The 20,781-nt window shown below is 30.2% G+C and carries 17 protein-coding genes, 1 tRNA gene and 1 pseudogene; all 19 read right to left on the bottom strand.

Annotated features, from left to right (window positions below; genetic code table 11):
* Nucleotides 1–35 precede the first annotated feature (35 nt).
* The 19 genes and pseudogenes from OWM07_RS03175 to OWM07_RS03085 all read right to left on the bottom strand — a co-directional run bounded on the left by OWM07_RS03175 (nucleotide 36) and on the right by OWM07_RS03085 (nucleotide 20,763).
* The gene (locus OWM07_RS03175; protein WP_423302215.1) at nucleotides 36–827 is read right to left on the bottom strand and encodes a hypothetical protein; all 792 of its coding nucleotides are present in this window, start codon (nucleotides 825–827) and stop codon (nucleotides 36–38) included.
* The gene (locus tag OWM07_RS03170) at nucleotides 790–1,872 is read right to left on the bottom strand and encodes a toprim domain-containing protein (protein WP_423302214.1); all 1,083 of its coding nucleotides are present in this window, start codon (nucleotides 1,870–1,872) and stop codon (nucleotides 790–792) included. Before OWM07_RS03170 ends, OWM07_RS03175 begins: the two co-directional genes overlap by 38 nt.
* Nucleotides 1,873–2,249: 377 nt before the next feature.
* Complete coding sequence (locus OWM07_RS03165; RefSeq protein ID WP_423302213.1) at nucleotides 2,250–4,661, bottom strand: hypothetical protein; 2,412 nt, start codon at nucleotides 4,659–4,661, stop codon at nucleotides 2,250–2,252.
* Nucleotides 4,648–5,040 (bottom strand): hypothetical protein, encoded by a 393-nt coding sequence (locus tag OWM07_RS03160; protein WP_423302212.1) that lies wholly within the window; start codon nucleotides 5,038–5,040, stop codon nucleotides 4,648–4,650. Before OWM07_RS03160 ends, OWM07_RS03165 begins: the two co-directional genes overlap by 14 nt.
* 801 nt (nucleotides 5,041–5,841) lie before the next feature.
* A complete protein-coding gene (locus OWM07_RS03155; protein ID WP_423302211.1) occupies nucleotides 5,842–7,659 on the bottom strand; it encodes a primase-helicase family protein in 1,818 nt (605 codons plus the stop codon).
* A gap of 15 nt (nucleotides 7,660–7,674) precedes the next feature.
* Nucleotides 7,675–7,869: a hypothetical protein gene (locus tag OWM07_RS03150; RefSeq protein ID WP_423302210.1), complete on the bottom strand. Its 195-nt coding sequence runs from the start codon at nucleotides 7,867–7,869 to the stop codon at nucleotides 7,675–7,677.
* A gap of 181 nt (nucleotides 7,870–8,050) precedes the next feature.
* Nucleotides 8,051–8,749 (bottom strand): nucleotide-binding protein, encoded by a 699-nt coding sequence (locus OWM07_RS03145; RefSeq protein WP_423302209.1) that lies wholly within the window; start codon nucleotides 8,747–8,749, stop codon nucleotides 8,051–8,053.
* A 23-nt stretch (nucleotides 8,750–8,772) separates the two neighbouring features.
* Entirely contained in the window at nucleotides 8,773–9,561 is a 789-nt protein-coding gene (locus OWM07_RS03140) for a hypothetical protein (protein ID WP_423302208.1), read from the bottom strand.
* Nucleotides 9,562–10,286: 725 nt separating this feature from the next.
* Nucleotides 10,287–10,436, bottom strand: a complete 150-nt coding sequence (locus OWM07_RS03135; protein WP_423302207.1) for a hypothetical protein — start codon at nucleotides 10,434–10,436, stop codon at nucleotides 10,287–10,289.
* A 134-nt stretch (nucleotides 10,437–10,570) separates the two neighbouring features.
* Nucleotides 10,571–11,035, bottom strand: a complete 465-nt coding sequence (locus OWM07_RS03130) for a HyaD/HybD family hydrogenase maturation endopeptidase (protein ID WP_423302206.1) — start codon at nucleotides 11,033–11,035, stop codon at nucleotides 10,571–10,573.
* A gap of 42 nt (nucleotides 11,036–11,077) precedes the next feature.
* A complete protein-coding gene (locus OWM07_RS03125) occupies nucleotides 11,078–12,760 on the bottom strand; it encodes a nickel-dependent hydrogenase large subunit (RefSeq protein WP_423302205.1) in 1,683 nt (560 codons plus the stop codon).
* Nucleotides 12,745–13,989: a Ni/Fe-hydrogenase cytochrome b subunit gene (gene hybB / locus OWM07_RS03120; protein WP_423302204.1), complete on the bottom strand. Its 1,245-nt coding sequence runs from the start codon at nucleotides 13,987–13,989 to the stop codon at nucleotides 12,745–12,747. Before hybB ends, OWM07_RS03125 begins: the two co-directional genes overlap by 16 nt.
* Nucleotides 13,989–14,891, bottom strand: coding sequence for a hydrogenase 2 operon protein HybA (hybA, locus tag OWM07_RS03115; RefSeq protein WP_423302203.1), 903 nt, complete (start codon nucleotides 14,889–14,891; stop codon nucleotides 13,989–13,991). Before hybA ends, hybB begins: the two co-directional genes overlap by 1 nt.
* Nucleotides 14,875–15,960 (bottom strand): hydrogenase small subunit, encoded by a 1,086-nt coding sequence (locus tag OWM07_RS03110; RefSeq protein ID WP_423302202.1) that lies wholly within the window; start codon nucleotides 15,958–15,960, stop codon nucleotides 14,875–14,877. The genes hybA and OWM07_RS03110 overlap by 17 nt, the downstream gene beginning before the upstream one ends.
* Nucleotides 15,961–16,954: 994 nt before the next feature.
* Complete coding sequence (locus OWM07_RS03105) at nucleotides 16,955–18,277, bottom strand: NAD(P)/FAD-dependent oxidoreductase (protein ID WP_423302201.1); 1,323 nt, start codon at nucleotides 18,275–18,277, stop codon at nucleotides 16,955–16,957.
* Between the two features lie 349 nt (nucleotides 18,278–18,626).
* Nucleotides 18,627–20,027, bottom strand: a pseudogene (locus tag OWM07_RS03100) (tetrathionate reductase family octaheme c-type cytochrome).
* A 46-nt stretch (nucleotides 20,028–20,073) separates the two neighbouring features.
* The gene (locus tag OWM07_RS03095; RefSeq protein ID WP_423302200.1) at nucleotides 20,074–20,181 is read right to left on the bottom strand and encodes a twin-arginine translocation signal domain-containing protein; all 108 of its coding nucleotides are present in this window, start codon (nucleotides 20,179–20,181) and stop codon (nucleotides 20,074–20,076) included.
* 130 nt (nucleotides 20,182–20,311) lie between these two features.
* The gene (locus tag OWM07_RS03090; RefSeq protein WP_423302199.1) at nucleotides 20,312–20,674 is read right to left on the bottom strand and encodes a cupin domain-containing protein; all 363 of its coding nucleotides are present in this window, start codon (nucleotides 20,672–20,674) and stop codon (nucleotides 20,312–20,314) included.
* Nucleotides 20,675–20,691: 17 nt separating this feature from the next.
* Nucleotides 20,692–20,763 (bottom strand) — tRNA-Val (locus OWM07_RS03085).
* Between the last annotated feature and the right edge of the window lie 18 nt (nucleotides 20,764–20,781).

The following is a 20,781-nucleotide window of genomic DNA, read 5'->3' as shown; positions in this document are numbered from 1 at the left end:
TTTTGATAACCAATTGATACATAATATATTTTCAGCTACCTTATAAAGCCTCTATTCACGTTTGCTTTATAAGCCTGCATTTCTTTTGTAAAGCTAAAATTTTGGCTAATAAAATTATGCTTTTTTAACTTTTTTGCTAACTCTTTTAGTCTTTTTTTAATTTTTATATTATTTTCATAATTTTTGTATATGTTAAATAGAAAAGATTCTAAGCTCTCTCTATCAAAAACGCTTACAAATTCATTGTACACTCTATTCCTGCTAATTATGCCACTTAAAAATCTGTAAACTTTTTCTGAATTATTATTTATGAATAACTCATTATTATCATTACTATTTTCAACCTTATTATGCTCTTCCCACATTTCATTATAAGTAATTTGTTTACTGTTAGTAAACTCTAATAAATCTACTTTTGCAAGAAAATATTTGCTGTTGTTGACATTTTTCGCTTTATTTGACAATATTTTACAAAAAATAGATACGTTTTTAGTATTTTTTACCCCTGTGAAATAATATATTATTTTGTTCAACTCTTTTATTTCCTCTTTGTATTTTTCTTTATTTTTTAATAACTTATCAACATCTGCTGTATCAGAAATTTTTGATTCATCTATATATTTTAATATGTCATCCTGTTTAACTTTAAACAAAATTGCTCGTTTTATCTCACTTGTTACATTGACGACATTCCTAATACTATCAAGACTCACAAAAATATCAATCAACTGCTCCACGGATATTTCCTTTTTTACAAAGGATTTAACTAACCAAAACATTACATTTCTTTCATCTCTTTGCAATTGTAGGTACGCTATATTTTTCATTCTTCACCCCTCTATTTTTTGTAACTTGTTGTTGTTTAACCAATTTTTGTAAGTATTCATTGAAATCTTTGACTTTATGCTGCTGAAGAAGAAAAGAAATAGATTTTGATTTGATATTGTATTTTTGAAATATCTGTATATATTCTTGTGTTTCTTTCTCTGCGTCGATGTCTAGTGCAAAAACAAACTCGATATCTCTATTTGCAAATTTTTCTGCAAGTTCCCGAATTGCTTTTTTGTTCGTCTTCGAAGAAATAGAGATGTATGCACTGTTATTATCATCCCTACCAAGTTGTTTTATATTTTTAATACTTAATGCATCAATAAAGCTTTCTGCAATATAAATTTTCTTCACTCTCTGATCTTTGTATACTACATACAAATCTTGTCTACCTTCATTTACAAATCTGTAACGTAAGCTATTTATAAACCTAATATTTTTATTATGAAAATTTTGAACACCAACACCTAGAAGATTCCTTTTAGTCTCCTTGAAAAATCGAATACTACTATTCTTTACTAAATCAATATCTAAAAAACGAGTTTTAATTAAATAATTTAAACACTTATTATAAGCTTTTTGATCTTTCTTTTCTTCAATTATTTTAAAAACAAACGTATTTTTATTGTTTTTATAGGTTGTTAAGCTCATTATATTACTGTTATTATTATCTATATATCTATTTGAATATTTTGTATTCTTATTTTTTACATCATAATCATATTTATTTAAAAATTTCAAATCTGGATTTTTTATTAACTCAAGCAGCAGATCGATAGCTTCTTTTCCACTCAAGTCAACATCGTACAGGTACTTTGCAAGATACTGGACTGCCTGTATGTTGTCGTAAGTCATACCAGTTCCAAAGTCATGCCACAGAAATTTCCCATGTCGCCCCGAAAAATATATATTTGTGGAAGGATTTTTGTCGTTGTCTCGAAAACGTGTAAACAATCTGCCACCTTTCTGCATATATACATGCTCGAACATCTGCAATATCAGAATAGGATCAACATTTTTTGCTTTTTCTACTTTCCAACCCATCTTTCTATATCACCTCTTTTATTACCACTTAACAGCATTAACTCATTTTTTATATAAATATCTTCTATATTTATATATAACAAAATATAACAGATTTCGAAAAAAATTTTTTTAAAAAAATAAAATTTTTACTAAATTATTGCTATTGAAAGGAAAATTTAGTCAGTAAATCTTTAAAAACTGTTGGAATGTTTTATTAATTTATATAATAACAAAGATAATTTATATAAAAATAATATTATTTTTATTATTAATGTTTAGTAAAAATTGACTTTAATGATAAAAAATTATATAATAATTTTACAATTTAAAAAAATAATGAAAAAAGAAGGCTTGAGAAAAAAAGAGAAGTGACACTCCTTTTTTCTGAAGCAATGTTATTCCTCTTCATCTTCTTTATTATCCTTGAATTTCTCCTTCAAATTTTCTCCAATGTATTTTATCGCTTTTATGCTTCCTTCCGCCACTTTCCCAACCGTACCCACAACAGGTATACTCTTCGCTATTCCAAGCAATCTAGCACCTGCACTACCAAGAGCCATAGCTTGCCCCATTGCCATATCACTCACTCTGGCAAAACTTTCGGCTATTACATCAAACTTATTATTAACAATACTTGTTATCTTTCGATATATAAATTTCATTACTTGCACACTTATAAACATACCCATAACTAATATACTCATATAAGCCAACTTAATACCAAGCATATTTGTCTTATACAAAAATACTAAATATACCGAAAAAATATTAAGTATCTTAACAATTAAACTTAAAATAATATACCCAATCAACAAACCAAAATCATAAGCTCTAAAGTTTACCCAGCTCACAAAATAAGCAGTGATCGTCTCGTTGAAAGTCTGCGTTGTAATAGCTTTAATAATGTAAAGCGGTGATAATATAAAATATAATGTAAACGCTATAAATCTCTGTATAATATACAAAATAAATAAAAATATCGATAAAATACAAAATATAAAGAAAAATAAGACTACTAATGCATAAATAAAACTTTCCTTTGTTATTAACGCTACTTTATTCATAAGTCCAGGTTCTTTTATATGCCCATCAAGAGTCTTTACAGGTATATTTAATAACTCGAATAAAACAAAATCTTCTTTTCTATCCTGCAATGTCTGCTTTAAATCACCATCTGCACCTTGAATTAATTTTTCATATGTCTCCTGTGCTTTCTCTATAGTCGTAATACCATTGTTTAAAGCAATCTCAAAACGCTGCAATAAAAGAAAAATATTAGAATAAAATTGAGCAACCTGTTTTACATAACCAGCTTCTTGCCCCCTGATAAGCGTAAATGCGCTTATATTCGTTTTTATAGCCTGTAAAACTTGTTTTACTATATTATCACCAGTTGTAGCTATCAGCTGATCTAAACTTTGTTCGTCCTTCTCTACAGCATATTTTAAACCTAAATATAAATCCCTGTAATTCCTTATAATTGGCAATGTATTATCCAATTCATCTTTCTCGTATAGTAATACACTCTTTAACTGCTCATAATAATCATCAGGCTCATCTTCATCAGCAAACGTGTTTACTGGAATATCTTTCCCCTCACGAATTAATTCTAATAGCTTGTTATATGGACTATTCGAATCAACGAATAGTAAATTTATCATTTTATTTAACTGTTCTTTACTTAAATTATTATTATAATAAGCCATTACATCTCTCAAATCTTTTAAATTATAAATTTGCTTAATATCACTTTTTAACCACTCTCTTAAAAACCAGTTTTTACTGTCATACCAACTAAGCATAAGTGTAAATACCTTTGCAAGTTCAGGATGTGCTAATAATAAATTTTGTATGGTATTCATATCTTTATAAGTCTCATTTAAAATTTTATTAGTTTCATTATACTGTATCCTTATCTTTACATTGCTATCAGCCGAAGCTAAATAATTCGTAAAATCTTTTTCCTTGCCACTTAAAAAACGCATTATATTATTTATAAATTCTGCATATAATACATTACTAGAAGGATCCATATAATTAGTACTTCCTTCATAATACATACCATATAATGACTTTGCTATAATAACGTATAAAGCTAAACTATATTTTAAATTATCTATGTTTTTATCTGTATCTTCATTATAAGCTTGCGGGATATTGAAATCTAAACCATACAAATTATTAACAACTTTATCCTGTATCGCAGTCTCAATATCTTTTAAATCCCAGCTATCCATAAATTTCTGCAGCACTTCAACATTTATCTCATCAAAATCAGTTGTCCCAGTTAAGTGCATTATTGTTTCCGTAACTGCGTAAAATACCGTATCAACAATACTGACACTTAAAGCTAAAACAGCAGGCAATGTATATTCATCTTTATCAAAATCAAAATAATTTAACGCATAATCAAGTTTTGCATCTTGTAAATACATTGTAAAAACATTTTTGGGAACTAATATCGAAGAAGAATTAGTAATCTTTAACTGCACTGGCATCATTAATAATCCAATCAGCGCAGCACTTGCAATTAATTTCATCCAAAAATCTCTTTTTATTACTTTTTCAACAACTTCATTAACACCTTCTGCATATTGCCCAAAAACTGTCCCAAACGAAAAAGTGTATCTCAAAAACGGATGTAAATAAGCAAATAAAAATGAAATACTTGCAATAACAACCGGATTAAATCCACCAGTCAGATAACTATATACTTTTTCTGATAGTGCTAATACAAAATTGTATAAAAAACCAAACCAGTTATCATATATATGTATTGGTATCGGTGGCAAACTAAACATATGCATACCTCGCCGATAATTCATGAAAATATTTGATACACAAAAGCAATTCTCTTTCAATCAGGGAGATATCTATATTATGTTTTTTATATATTTTTTTTATGAGTGCAAATTTTTTTTTCGAAACAAAAACCAAATAAACATAACATAAGATATTGTAATTACTCACAATTTTCGCCTGCTGAACAACAGCTTCTACATATTCTATGTTGAGGGCATGAATTGTTTGGAAATCGATCCTATTTCCGATCTTCTTGTTTGCCTGTAGTGTATATTCAACAAAATCTCTCAAGTTTTCCTTATGTTTTTCGAGCTCTCTTCGAAAGAGTCTATGTTTTTCTCTATTTTCTCTCTCGGCAAAGTACTTCACTACCTTTCGTAGCATTGCTACACCTCAAAACATGATTCATTATTTCTCTTATATATAACGAATTTTGCAGTAAAATTAACATAACTTATTTATAATTTTTGAAAAATACTGCTTCAGAAAAGGGAAAAGGGGTTGAGAGAAGAGAGAATTCTATCACGAATAAAAAAGCAACAAATCATTTGTCAATATCCTTGCGCCTTTCCTTTTTCTGAAGCATTCATAATATCAAAAATAAAATATCTTTATAAAAAAAAGATTTTTTTTATAAAGATTTTAAAAAAATATATTATGATTATAGTATAGTTAATCGTCTGGGACACCAGTAGGACACCTTTGGGACACGTTTGGGACACCTTTGGGACGCAAAGAACCGCATAAAATCAAGCTTGGGACACCTTGGGACGGGTTTGAGGCATATTAAAAAAAAATTTTTTTTTTTGTGACTAAAGGTGACTACTTTAGTCGATAATAGGTCGATAATAGTCAGTAATAGTTATAAAAAAATATACAAAATTTTCTGTATATACCCCGTCTACCCGTCCCGACCCGTCCCAAAATTAAATTTTCATTTATTATTAACAGGATACCAGACTGCAAAAGGCGTCCCAAAAAATAGCGTACACGTCCCAAACCTGTCCCAAAAAAAAGTTGTACCCGTCCCGATATGTCCTAGGACTGCTTTTTTTTTGTCTACTATCAATAAGTTATTAGATTATAAGAATATTTTTGAAGTACCTTATACCCGTCCCAAAAAACAAATTAGAAAAGATAGTATGCCTTCTCTTTTTTTTTAAAGCTGACCTATTATTATTATTTTTATGGAAAGGTTATTTGTTCATCATCATATATATCTTCATTTTCTATACTTTCCCTTTCTTCCATCAATTCATCAAACTCTTGTTTTTCTTCTTCACTCATTTTGTCTATATCTATTTCATCATCTTCAAAGTATAAGTTTTTTATTTCTTTTGCTAATAAGTTAATATTTATGTTTTTATAAAGCTGTATAGTACTTTCATTAACAACCTTAACACGTATACTTTTACCTTTAATATTCTTTTTTTTGCTTTCAAAAAAAGTATTACAAATTTTATAAAATTTATCTCTTGATAAGCTTTCTTCATTTTTTATAAGTAAATTGTATAGCATATTTAATGTTTCATTTGTTACACTGCTGTATAAACTTATTTCCTGTTGTAATTTGTATAAAAAATCTTCAATATTTTTATATTCAACATTTTCATTTTCTTTGATTATAACTTTAGCTAATTCAAGTAACTTACAGTATTTTATATAGTTTAATGCTAATTTTACAGTATTATTTGTATTAAAAATAATATTTTCTCTTTCTTCTGTATTATATATTGTTATGGCTTTTTGTTCATCATACTTTAAATTTGCTATATAATTATAAAAAGCTTCTCTTTCTTTTTTTAGCTTTTCAATAAATTCAGTTATAGTTATATTGTGTTTTTGCTCAACAACATCAACAAGTTTCATACTTGCAGTTTCAAATATAGTATAACGTCGGTCCGAAAATTCTATGCGAACGGGATTTTCCATATTACTAAACATAATTATATTAGCATAATTTTTTACTGCGTATGGTTTTATGTTTTTTTCATTTATAATAATTTCATCATCGGCTATATACTGTTTTAACTTTTCGAAAATAATACTATTTTCATTAAAATTTCCTTTCACTTCGTTAAATATAACTAATAGTTTATTTTCTATATAACTATTAAAGCTACTTTGTAGTTCTGTGTTCGAAGCTTCGATCGTATAATTATTAAACAAAGGCTTTAATACAATGTTATGAAATACACCTTTACCTGTTCCTTGTATTCCTTTTGTAAGTATAACATTTCTTGTTTTATTAAGTGTATTAATAATATAACTGATCCAGTTGATAGCATATTCAATTCTATCGTCATATACAAAAAGGTTTTTTAGTAGTGTAGAAATATGCGGAAAATTACTTTTTATATAATTTACATTTAAATCATATTTTTTAGTATTAAGTAGCATATACTTGTTTTTCTGAAACAAATTAACATATTTTACACCGTCTTTTATAAATTCAGCTGGCATATGCGGATCAAAAACAGTTTTGACGGAAGGTATCATCTCTTCTATAAGTATTTTTACTGTATCTTTATCAGTCAAGCTAAAATAACTTTTGAATAGTCTTTTTGTCGCTTCCCTGTTAAAATACTCTTTATTTTTACTTTCTAGGTTTATTTTTAAAAATTGCTGTGCTGTAAAGTCATAATAAAGTTTAAATCCTTCATATAAATTATTTTGTACTATGTTGTATATATTTTGTAATGAGTTTGAAATATTATATTGTTGTTTAATTTCATCAATTAAGTCTTTAACATACTTTTTTTGTTTTATCTTGAGCTTTGTAGTTATGTTATCAACTAATTTTTTAACGAAAATATCATTAGTTAAGTTTTGTAGTCCACCTTCATATTTATCACATATGCTTATTATATATTGCTTAACTTTATGGTTGCGATTTGTTTTTTGATGTGTTATATTACTTTTAGTCATGGAGTTGGAGTTTTTGTTTTCATATTTAGCAAGCTGCTCTTGTTGGGGAAGAGCAGCTTTTTCTTTATCTGCCATGTACCACCTCTTTGTTTAGTATTTTATATTTATATTATTTTTATATTCATTAGAAAAATATACTTGTTTAACTGCATTAATGAATAATTGACTTATTGAAACTTCAGATCTTTTACTTAATTCTCTTAATCTTTCTAAAAATTCAGGATCAATATACAAACAGGTCATCTTTTTCTTATAGATTCTTTTTTTATTATTTTTATTAGCCATATTATCACCCCCCCTTTTATTCTTCTTATATCTATATAACAGATATATAACAGAGACGAAAAAAATTTTCGAAAAAAATAGTATTAGTAAAACAATTAAAACTTTTTTCATTTGATCACCTCTTATGGTTGTTGCTTCAGAAGCAGGAAAAAGCAGCAACAATGCTGCTTTTCTAAAGCAGTTAGTCTTCTTTACCAACAATAAAGTCCGGTTTTTTATGTTTAAAAATCTTCCTGAAATGTCTCCAGAAATGAAGATAAAATTGAGACGCGTACTGTTTTTCTAATACCATTAACCTTTTATCTTTATTAATATTTTCATAAGGTATTTTTAACTCTGTTACTTTTCTAACTATTCTTTTATTTAGATCATGTATTGGATAAAAGTTAAAATCAGTTTCATAGTTTACTTTCCCGAAATATTCATTTTTAAATACATATACAGGCTGATTTAATTCCCATAAATTATTTAAATACATTACTGTATCATCATCACTTGTCACGATCGTAAACACATGCACATTATAAATGTCAGTAAGATACTTAAGTACTTGTAATTCCTTTAAAAAAGTTAAAAAGCTCTTACTTATACTTGTACCAACATCTATAACTATATTTTTACCTTGTTCTTGCATAATTTGTTCGAAGAAATCATAAAACTTTTCCTTATCTATGTCTTCAATTTCAGCATTTAATACATCCACAGTTACAGCATCTTTAACCCATTTTGCTAAAGTGTTTTGCTCTGCATCTACATCATAGGGTAAAACAACATCTTTTTGATGTGTTGTAAAATATTGTGTAAGCATAGCTGCTAACAAACTTTTACCAACACCACCCTTGCCTTGCAGTATTAAGCTAAAATTTTTTTTGCTTTTCATAATATTACCCCCTTAACTTTATTTTATGATAATTTTAAATTTTGGTATGTTTGTATAGTATCGTAGCTATAGTAGTTGATAGGAGTTATCGCATCCCAGACAATGTAAATATACCCTTGTTTAATTGCTATTAGTAATTCTTCGCCGAGAAATTCTTGTTTTAATAAAACCTGATTTTCAATATCAGTTTTTAATTTAGCATGAAAAGGAAAGCGAATTTGCACTATTTCGCCATTTACAATTTCCTCGACAAACCCTCTTGCGGTATGCCTATAAAAATTAAATTGTTTTTGTTTGTAAGTGTTCAAATTAATTTCTTGTTTTAACTCTTCTAATTTTCTTATGTAAGTATCTTTTTCATCAATGATTAGGTTTTCATAATTCCCAAAAGTTATTTTGTAACAGTCAGTAGTTTTTATAATAAATTCATTTGCTACAGAAAAAGAAGAAGGAGCCTGATTGGTTGTTTCGGTTGTAATTGTTGCTTGTGTCGGCGTTGCTAGAGAGTTTTCTTCTTTTTCTATAGTATTCTTTTGTTTTTTATTTCTTTTATTTCCCGTTCTTCGTAAGTAGTTTTCATAGTCATCTTTAAAAAAAGCAATTAAATATCTTCGATAGCTTGATAAACTACCTTTCTTTAATTTAAATTCTTTTTTCAAGAACTCATATTGTAATTTTAAAGGTAAATCCGAATGTAATACTTTATGTATTATTTCATCATTAAGTTTTCTAAATATATATTTGTGTTTGTTTTTTTCTTTTTCGTATTTTTCTTTTAACTCTTTCAATTTTGTTTGAATATCTACACTCATAATTTTTCACCCCTTTCTTCTCTCTCTTATATTATAACGAATTTTAAGGAATAAAACTTATAACTTATTGACAAATAAAGTGAAATAACGAAAGAAAAATAACGAAATATAATAAATTATAGCGAATTTTAATGGATTAAGATGAATTTAAAGTGAAAAATAATGAATTAGAATGAATTTTAATGAAACCTTAAATGAAAAATAACGAATTATAATGGCATAATATGAATAATAATGAAATTAAAGTGAATTATAACGGAATATAATGAATTTAAGGTGAAATAATTATGAAATTAGAATGAATTATATATGAAATATAAATGAAACAAGCATTTATAATTGAAACTATCTGCAAGTTAAAACTTGCATTAAAGTTTAAGCTACTTTGCTTACGCAAAGTTTTATACTATAAGGGAACATTATATTCCAACTAACTGTAAAATAAGCAGTTAACAGAAAAATAATTTTGTAATTAACTGAAATGACATAAAAATATCTATAAAATATATCAAATTAATTAATTTAATGTGAAAAGGCTGTTTAAAAAATTCGACAGAATTTCGACAAAAATTATAAAAATTAATCAATTTAAAATCATTTTAAAAATGGAATATTTTATTAAATATTAATAAGTTATTATTTACTTTTTGTGACTTAAATTGATATAAAAACTTAAGAAAATTAGGTTCGATCCCTTCCCACTCCCGCCATATAGTTATTAATTATCAATTAGTTATATTTTTAAGATTTTCATTTTCTGACATAATTCTGACAAACTGATTATTAAATAAATCTGAGATTTTACTCTTTGTTTGATATGTTTTAACATATTTAGCGTATCTTCTGAAAAAAGTTTCTAAATTTGAGTGTCCCATTCTTTTAGCTATATCATGTGGATTATCGCTAGCTAAAAACTCAAAACAACATGAGTATGTCTCAATTGATACATATTTCTATATTCAATACCAAGGTTTTTAACATTGGCTTTCAATACAATTCTGCTATATTATTAAGTTATTTTTTTTATCTCTTTAAACAGTAATTCTGCCAGTATAGGCAATTTTTCTTCTAAACTATTTGATAAAGTTGTACCTGCTTCTATATTCTCAGGAATCACACCAAATAGTTTTACTACTTTCGGTAATCTTCCCCTTATTTCACTTAAAAGTAATACCTCCTGTAATCCAATCTGATGTGGAGACATTTTTGTTGGGATCCTATCAAGAATAATATCATCTTTGTCATATATCCTCATTTCTCCTGGCTTTCCATCAACATCAACAACATCCACTATAAAAAGATAATCAGCTTCTTCAATCACATGCATTGCCATTATTCCAAGAGTCCCTGCATCAAAAATTTTAACATTTACAGGAAAAGAATAATTATTCTCCAAATAATTTACAAAATGAACACCAAATCCTTCATCTGAAAATAAAACATTTCCTGCACCAAAAATAATAATATTGTCCAACAAATACCTCCTTTAAATGTATAAAGAGGGGAAAATACCCCTCTAAAGAACTTTTACCCTCACAATTTCATTACCTTCTGGATCTATAGTATGCACAGCGCATGCAATACAAGGATCAAATGAATGTACTGTCCTTAATACTTCTAAAGGTTTTTCAGGCTCAAGTACAGGATTACCTACAAGAGACGCTTCATACGGGCCCATAGCTCCTTTTTCATCACGAGGAGAAGCATTCCATGTAGAAGGAACAACAGCCTGATAATTCTTGATTTTCTTATCCTTGATAATAATCCAGTGTGAAAGTGTTCCACGAGGTGCTTCATGAAAACCTACACCTTTAAACTCACCTTCAGGAATGTCTGTATGGTTAGCATACTCAGTATCTCCTCTTGCAATGTTTTCCACAAACATATCTAAAAATTTTAATGAAAGATGTGCCATTATTCTTGCTCTTATTCCTCTGGCAACAAGTCTTCCCATAGTTGACTGCAAATCATAAATTTCCACACCTATTCTTTTTAAACTTTCATCAATAAAACGTTTTGCCTCAGTATTATCAGAAGCATAAATGGCAAACAACTGAGCCACTGGTCCTACCTGCATAGGTTTCCCTTCAAAGCGAGGAGCCTTAGACCATGAATACTTTCCATTAGCTTGAAAATCAGTGTAATTTGGTTTTGTTTCACCTTCCCAAGGATGAAGTCCATCTTTACCTTCATACCATGAATGTACAATTGACTCTGTTATGGAGTTTATCAAATATTGTTCACTATGATTTTTAAGCACTTTGTAAGGTTTTATATTGCCACTGAAAAACACTCCACCAGCAAGCTCAAACTTCTCATTTTTCGTATCAAGAGGAAACTCAGGTACAGCCAAATAATTATCAACCCCTTTTCCATAACCAAACCAATCTTTGTAATAATTTGCCAATATCACCAAATCAGGGAAATAAACTTTCTCAACAAACTCGGCTGTTTCTTTCATTAATTTTTTTAAATAACTCAATCTCTCCATATTGATTGTAGCCAGATTATCTACATTTACCGCTGTTGCAACTCCGCCAACACACAAGTTTTGTATATGAGGATTCTTACCACCAAGAATAGCAACTGCCTGCGCTGCTTTCCTCTGATAATCCAAAGCCTTTAAATAATGAGTAGCGAGTATAAGATTGAGTTCAGGAGATAATCTCATAGCTGGATGTCCCCAATAACCTGAAGCAAAGATACCAAGTCTGCCACTATTAACAAAACCTTTTAATTTATCTCTGACAGCTTCAAATTCTTTTACACTGTTGCCTGGCCAGTCTGAAAAACTTTGAGCTATAAATGCAGCTTTTTTAGGATCTGCCTTTAAAGCAGATACTATATCAACCCAGTCAAGAGCTGATAAATGATAAAAATGAACAATGTGATCCTGAACTGAATGCTGAGCAATTATAAGGTTTCTGATATACTGAGCATTTAAAGGTACCTCAACATTCAAAGCATTTTCTACCGATCTGATAGAAGCAATCGCATGAACTGTAGTACATACTCCACAAAATCTCTGAGCAAATGACCAAGCATCTTTTGGATCCTTACCTCTTAATATTACCTCTATCCCCCTCCACATCTGTGCAGATGCCCAAGCATTAGCTACTCTGCCATTATCCACTTCAACATCAATTCTTAAATGACCTTCAATTCTTGTAATTGGGTCTATAGTTATCTTTTTTGCCATCCAAACCTCCTTGATATTGCTTTACTTTTTTCAACAGCTTCTTCAGTTAAAATTTCATCTGGATTGTGACCAGATGGTAAAACTGGAAACAGTTTTACAAAAATCAAATATAGTAAAATTTCCAACGCAACTATTCCCAGAGTTATCATAAACTCAGGTAGTGATGGGAAATATCTCCAACCAGGCCCTGGGTTAAAGCCTACAATATAAACATTCATTCTATATAACCCTCCCCCAAACATTATCAAACATGCAGTTACAAATAACCATCTGGGAGATTTCCTAATTTTATCATTCAATAACATTATAGAACCGACTACTATCAACATAAACTCAATCAAAAACATTATTGAATAAAAATCACCTTTAAAAGCAGATGATAATTGCCCTCTATAATACAAATCTCCAATTCTTATTGAAATCCAGATTGCTGTTAACCAAGGTATTATACCAGCAAGTCCAGATAATTCTTTTACCTCATAAGGCCTATTGAATGCAAATGAGGATACAATTGACTCAAATATAACAACTGCAAAACCTAGGTACACGCAGTTAATAAGGAAAAGCAGTGGAAGAAATCCAGTATGCCAAAGTGGATGCAATTTATGCGTAGCTATTGTCATCATTGTACCTAAAGATGACTGGTGCATTGAAGGAAGCGTAATACCTAGAGCAATGAAAAAGATAAGGATACTATTTAACTTTGGATACAACCATTTAGCATATTTTGCTAAAAAATTATCCTGATTTTTTAATCTTTCTAAAATTGCTGGTAAGAACTCAACAAACAACACTAAAGTATATGTCATTACACAAAGTGCCACTTCAAACATCACTGAATTAAATTGCCATCTTGAAGGAATGAAAAAGTTATAAATATTCCAAAACCTTCCAAGGTCAATAACCACTGATAAACCTGCCAGCCCATATCCAAACAAACTTGTTAGAATGGCAGACCTGATCAGAGGATGATACTTCCATCTATTCATTATATAAATCAAAATTGCCATAGCATATCCACCACAAGCCAGCGCAGTACCTGTAGCCACATCATAAGCTATCCATATCCCCCATGGATATCCATCACTTAAATTTGTCACAGCTCCAATACCTTTTACATAGCGAACACCAATAAACACAAAACCAACAATAACAATGGCCAGCAAGAACAAAAATGGCTTTGTTACTATCTTTCTTTTTAACACAGTATATTCATTTTCATGTGCCATTACTCATCCTCCCTCTCATCAGACTGTTCATTTTTCTTTCTATTCCTAAGTGCAATTAAACAAAGTGCCGCATACAAAGCAACCGGAGCAATAAACCCCTTATACACTGTATGTTGAATCTTTTCGGTAAATGCTGCTGGAGATTTACTATCTAATTTTGGAAAACCTAATTTTTCAAAAGGTACAGAAGCCAAATATATTACATTTGTTCCTCCAGCTTCAAATTCTCCATAAATGTGATTAACATATTCATCAGGATTTTCCTTTAAACGTCTTTTTGCTTCATTTAAAAGATCCTTTCTTTTACCAAAAGTAACCGCTTTTGCTGGACAAACTTCTGTACAAGCAGGCTCTCCTTTCTCTTTAAGGTTGGTAAATTTACACATATCACACTTGACAATCTTTGGAAATGCCTTCTCCCATTCAAACTTAGGAATATTAAAAGGACAAGCCACCTGACAGTAACGACATCCTATACATATATCTTCGTTGTAATAAACCACACCATTTTCATCCTGCCTCATTGCCCCAACAGGACATACTGAAACACATGATGGTTTTGCACAGTGCATACACTGATGTTTAATGTATGACCATACATTCTCATTTTCTTTATACAACTTTATAATTGTTCTTGTTTTACTATCCAAATCTGTAGGAGCATCCCATTTCCCATCCGGATCAAAATCTGCTTTTTCTGCAGGCAAACCATTAACCCTTTTGCAAGCTGCAACACATGCTTTGCATCCTACACACGCGTTAGCATCATAAAACATTGCATAGGCATCATCTTTCACAAAATTTTCTTCATTAGCTTCTGCTGTAACAACACCTGAAGCACAAGCACCAGTTATCAAGCCAGCTGTAGTTTTTAAAAATTCTCTCCTAGTCTTCTTTTTCATTATCCTCCCCCTTTGGCAACCTCTTTGCCAAAACAGCACCTGCACCAACTGCTGCTCCTGCTACTGCTCCGACAACAGCTGTAGTCACAGGATCTGCACCTTTACCACGTTCAGTTGGTTTAGTTGACGGATAAGTATCAGGAGGTGTTGGATTGTGTATCTGAACTTTTTCATCAATAGATTTTTTGAAAAGAATGGAAGGCTCAGTACATCCAATACATGGATGACCAACAGAAACAGGCCAAACACCTGCATCATTAAATCTGAGGACAGAACAGTTTGCAAATGTAGCAGGCCCCTTACACCCTAGTTTATACAGGCAGTAACCTTTTTTGTGACCTTCATCACCATATTTTTCAGCAAATCTACCAGCATCAAAATGCGGTCTTCTCTCACAGTGTTCATGAATTTTTCTACCATAAGCAAACAAAGGCCTGTTTAATTTATCAAGCTTAGGGAACTTATTAAATGTCATATAATACAATATTACCGATAAAAAGTTATAAGGATTAGGTGGACAACCAGGCACATTAATAACTGGTTTATCTTTCACGATATCCCAGACACCAACTGCACCTGTGGGATTGGGCTCAACAGCTTGAATACCGCCATATGATGCACAGGTACCTATAGAGATAATTGCAGCTGCCTTTTCTGCCATTTCTTTTAATGATTCTATAGCTGTTTTTCCTCCCACCTTGCAGTAAACACCATCTTCTTTAGTAGGAATTGCCCCCTCAACAACCAAAATATAATTATCTTTATTTTCTGTAACAGTACTGTGCAAAGATTCCTCTGCTTGAACACCTGAGCCTGCCATCAAAGTTTCATGGTAATCTAACGACAACAGGTCAAGAATCAGCTCTGACAAGCCAGGATGGCTAGAACGAAGAAGCGACTCTGAACAACCAGTGCACTCTTGAAAGTGCAACCAAACTACTGATGGTTTTTCTGCCTTTTCAGCTGCTTCTGCAACCTTTGTATGCATTCCATAAGGCAGTCCCATTAAAGCTGATGTTTTGATGCATGTTTTAATAAAATCACGCCTACTGATGCTAAATCTTTTCATATCACCTCCATTAATGTTTATAAAGGCATATTGGAAAAATCAATTAACAACAAAATTTATAGAGAGCAATAGTTTTTATAAAAAAATATAATAATTATTATTATTCATATCTATAATACAGTGTTCTATCTTACATTATACTTCAATCTATATATTACTGCTATTCTTTTACCAATAATCCTTTTTTTAGCTAATAATTAATTTTCAAATAAATGGTTTTAATAACAACGTTTCGCCATAAAAACAGCAAAAAAGTAACAAAACTTCCTTCCGCTTTCTCACGCACGACAACTAAAACTTCCAACAACCCTCTATTTTCAACATGTATAGTTAATTAAAAATCCAAATAACACATATTTATAAAATTTATATCACACTCAAATAGCTATAGATTTATTCAATACTAATCATTAAAAATGATTATCGATATTAATCTCGTCTAATAAAACATCTTTATTTTATTTCCTTATCATACCAAAAAGTTAAGATAGCTAGCAGCCTATTTTTTAGATTTACTTAAAACCAATAATATAATATTTCGTAACCATTTATTTGCCTATTGAAGTATAGAGTGACTTCAGGAGAGTTATTTAGATGATCTTGAAAACATCACAACGTGCTATCATTTAAAATCATTCTAAGACAAAGAAGGTATTACCAGTTTTTTTTAACTAAAAACCTAAAAGCCTGAAGATCTATTTGATATAGAAAGCTTATTTGTGCAAGTTGTCAAGCTCAATAGACAAACACCCACCCTATCTTTTTTTAAAGCTATATTAAATAAATTTGTTAAATATAGCTAAAAAATATTTATTATATTTTCTGTTAAATTCTTACTATATTTTGACAAAAGCAGATATTTTTGGATATTTAATGATTATAAGAATTTGAATTTTTATTACTATCAATAATTATACAAATATTTAAATAATTTTATATAACTGTTAATAATGGTAATTTTTATATTTGAACCCTTCCCACTCCCGCCATTAATTTATATTTTTTTCAAAGCATCTCTTGCAGCAAAAACATAAATATTATCAGAAGGTTTTGCAGCAAGCTCAGGATGAGTAGAATATTGATGGAGCAAAATCTCATCTATTGTTGCACTTTTTTGTATAGCAAAAGAGATAAAATCAATATTTGCAGCAACACAATGCCCTTTTCTTAAAACAGTTCCACCAATTAGTTTTCCTGTGCTTCTTTCAAATACAAGCTTAGTTTTAATCTTACTAACACCATCCATCATGGGATACATATCCATTACCTCAGATTCCCCCACTACAACATCAATCCCTTCATTTTTCACAGCCTTTTCTATTAAACCAGCTGATCCAAAACTGTATTCAAATACTGTAGAAACATTAGCATTTATCACTCCTGGGAATTTTACATTTTTACCAGCAATATTAGCTCCAACAACTCTCCCCATAAAAACAGCATTCGTACCAAATTCCCCACGGATAGTTCTTTTTGTGATAAAGGATTTTTTCTCAGCACAATCACCAGCAGCAAAGATATTTTCTATATTGGTTCTTAAATATTCATCTGTTTTTATCCCAAGTTTTGAAACCTTAATCTTTGATTTCTCAGCTAATTCCACATTTGGAACAACTCCCACAGAAATTACTACAAAATCAGTATCTATCTTCTCACCACTTTCTAAAACAACTTTTTTAACAGATTCATCACCTTCAAAAGCAATTACTTTATCACCTGTTACAACATTTATCCCTTTTTCTTTCAGATGATTTTCAACCTCAATTGCAAAATCATCATCTAAAGTGGCAAGCAAAATATGTTCTAACATCTCAACAATTGTTACATCTAATCCTAATTTTTTTAAAACAACTGCAACCTCTACACCAATATATCCACCACCAACTATAACACACTTTTTATATCTTTTAGCAAACTCTCTTAATCTCTCCATGTCTTGCTTTGATCTTACAGTTGTAATATTTCCAAGGTTAACCCCTTCTATTAGTGGAATAATAGGTTTTGAACCAGTGGCCAGAAGTAAATAATCATAATCGTATCTATCACCATTTTCTGTTAAAACAAAATTCTCTTTTGTATTAATTTTCGTTGCTTTATCAATTACCAGCTTTGCACCAAAATCTGTAACAAGTGAATTTGGGATACAAAATTTATCTACTGGTTTTTTATCAATAATCCCATAAGGAACTGCACATCTGTTTACATTTATCTCTTCATCTTTAATGAGAGTAATATCAAACTCTTCTTTTGCAGCATGTAATGTATGAACTGTGACTCTACCAGCTGGCCCACCCCCTATTATAACAACCTTTTTCATCAAATCCTCCTTCATCCTAAGAACTTTAATCATTTTACAATTCTTTACATATTAATATATATAAATTTTTAAATATGTTTAGTTTTATTTATAGTACAACAAGCTAAATTACTTAATGACTGATTCTAATAAATATACTTTGTACTTTTGAAAATTTATTAACTAAGGAATATTTCTAATAAAAAGGTAATATAAAAAAGGTTATAACATAAAAAAGTTAAATCAAACAATAAGCTTAATCCAAATTGGAAAATTTATACTTGTTAATTTTTTATCATAATATTTAAATTATAAAGTTTATAAAAAAGGGTAGTACACCCATAATGAGCATACTACCCATAATGAAGTATTACTTAATATATTCCATTCTTTTACTACCAACAGCAATTGGATCACCTTCGTATCCAAGTTCCTCCCAATTAATCCTTTCATTAGTGCCATGACAATCATTGCACTTCAAAGCATCCTTTTTAGGAGCAACCATATGTGATATAGCTATCCACTCTTGAGTTCTTACAAAATCAAAATTACCACTAAATTTTATACCAGCAGCTTTAGCACCATCTTTTAAACCTTTTATCCAATCAAAGTGAGATCAGAAACCACCAACAGTTTTAGGTGTTAAAAGATATTTATATTTTGTATCATAAGGCTGCCAACCTCTGTGTACTTTGAAAGGATAAATTTTAGAGTTAGGGTCATTGATACTTCCAACAGGACTAGTTATTTTAACAATATTCGCTGGATCAATAGTTTGACCTATTAAATAGCGCTTAACTTTACCATTATACCAAGCATAAGTAGGTATTACATTTTTATCCCAGAAAAATTCTCCCTTTATTTTTTTATAGGTTTCATGTCCATACTGTTCTTCTATTTCATCAAAATCTTTACCAGCCTTAGACCAATCCCAGTACATTTTTGTTGCCATTTCTCTAGCAAAGGCAGGTATGTGGCATGTTTGACAAGCAACTGACTTTGTGTGTTGATTAAGTATTTTATTTTCTGCATGTGGATTATCATGGCAGTCTGAACAGCTTACACGCCCTTCATAAGTAGCCAACATTGTAGAAGCACCAGCAATTTTATGATTTTCAGTTTTATGACATTCTTGGCAAGTAAAGTTGAGTTTACCCATATGCACATCTAATTCAGGTGAAGGGTTAGCCATTGTTGAGTCTAAATCACCATGTTTAACTGCATCTCCACCACCTCCATAAAAATGACAAGTCCCACAGTTATCTCTATCTGGTTTTCCAACATTTTGCGCTGCTTTCTTTAGATCCACAATCCCCGCACTGATTGCAGCAGGGTTAAGCTCGCCAGCTTTTCCTGTTTTTTTGGCTTTAAAATAACTTTTTTCTTTTGTGTGACATACTAAACAGTCAATATTTTCTGGATTATTGAAATCAAAGCTAGCATCTTTCCAACCATAGCCTATGTGACATTTTGTACAACCTTTATAATTATCAGCTAACACTGCAATACAAAAGTTATTAATCAAATTAGCTTTCCCAAGCTCTTCGTTAGGAGCATCTACTAAAAGTTTTGGCTCCCCTTTCCATTTCCAATGTGAAGTAGATAGTATTTCTTTTGCTTGTTCCTCGTGACACTCTAAACATTTCTTAGTTACATCTTTGCCAGTTTTGAATTCGCCATCAATAAACTCAGAATGGTCTACAGATGCTACAGCCATTCCTAAAAAAATGAAAAACGATAAAAAGGTAAATAATACACTAAGCTTTTTCATATTGACCTCCTACAAGATATTATAGTACTTATTTTTATGTTACATGTTACTCCAAATTAAATATTAAATTAGTAGCAACCAAAGTAGCAGCTACTGCGCCACTCGTTGCTCCAAGGAATTTTCTTCTCGTGATTTTTGATTTCAATAAAGACATTTTTTACCTCCCTGCATAGGATTTAATTTATTGAATATATCTATATCCTAATATTGTCAATAAAAAATGTATACAATATACAACTTTTTTAAAAAAATGTTTAAATCAATTCCACTTATTTAACTTTTTGTTATTTATTCAACATCTCTTTGCGTTTGAGCCAAAAATCAAAACTTCGTCCAGGAACGAATATATCTAAACCAATTGAGACTTTATCCAATGGATTAGTAACAATATGAACTTCATTACCTTCAATATAAGCAGTATCCAACTTGTTTAGCAATACATCTCCATCTTTTTCAGTCCAAATAGAAAGCTGCCCTTCTAAGACAATTAAAATCTGAGAATTTGGATGACTATGCTTAGGTGAAGAGTGCTTTGGAGGTTTTACAAAATATTCGATTGAAATATCTTCCTCTTCACAAAATGAAAGTCTCTCCCAACCTTTCTCAGGTTGATATCTTTTTGCTGAATCAAATCTAACAACCTTCATAATCTTCCCCCACTAAATAGGCGCGGGCGGGATTGAACCGCCGACTCCTGCGACGTCAACGCAGTGCTCTCCCACTGAGCTACGCGCCTATATAAACAATTATATTA

The sequence above is a fragment of the Deferribacter thermophilus genome, assembly GCF_049472675.1.
GTDB lineage: Bacteria > Chrysiogenota > Deferribacteres > Deferribacterales > Deferribacteraceae > Deferribacter > Deferribacter thermophilus.
Note: the sequence above shows the minus strand (reverse complement) of the source record. Positions and strands in the feature narration are given on the sequence as shown.